Below are 662 nucleotides of genomic sequence, written 5' to 3' on the forward strand. Positions count from 1 at the left end.
GGTTTGTCTTATCTAATTTTTGTCTTAAGTAAAGTTACTTTAATTTTCCATCTCTAATATCAGTAATTCGATAGTCTCAATCGCTCGTAATATTGATGAAGTATCGTCTTCTCTAGCGTAACAAAGCCAAAATAACCAATCTTGAATTAGAAAATATTCTTCAATTCTCAATCCCGACCATTTAGAAATAAAATCTTCATCCCAATTATTGATATCTGCAGGTCTATCAAGCATTATGATTATAATCTCAATAGCTAATAGGTATTTTGCATCTTCCATTAAGCTAACATTAATTATTGCTGGCAAATAGTATTTAAAATTAACAGAAGATAAAAAGTTTATACAGCTATTATCTTCTAAAAAAGAAGCTGTAATTTCTTTCCAATTCTTTTCCGTCAATCTCTCAACACACTCCATATCATAGATACTGATCTGTTTTGATTCAGTTTTGATTGGGCTTCTAATGCGGTTTTTAAAAGCTTTTGGAAGTCTTTTTAAAAGCTCTGTTTCATATATTTTTGACATTTAGACACCTGTTTCCATGAGAGTGCTTATGACAAATACTAGCAGCTCGATGTCTGTATAGCGCACCGATCATGAATACAATATGCAGATAAACCCTAAAAAAACGTAGTCACTCTTAAGCTGGAGGGAGTACTTTC

General features: G+C 31.7%; 1 protein-coding gene. It reads right to left on the minus strand.

Annotated features, from left to right (window positions below):
* Window positions 1-39: 39 nt before the first annotated feature.
* The gene (locus ACT3QP_RS14990) at window positions 40-525 is read right to left on the minus strand and encodes a DUF6714 family protein (RefSeq protein WP_444526054.1); all 486 of its coding nucleotides are present in this window, start codon (window positions 523-525) and stop codon (window positions 40-42) included.
* Window positions 526-662: the final 137 nt, after the last annotated feature.

Source organism: Psychrobacter sp. AOP7-B1-24 (genome assembly GCF_052376215.1).
Taxonomy (GTDB): domain Bacteria; phylum Pseudomonadota; class Gammaproteobacteria; order Pseudomonadales; family Moraxellaceae; genus Psychrobacter.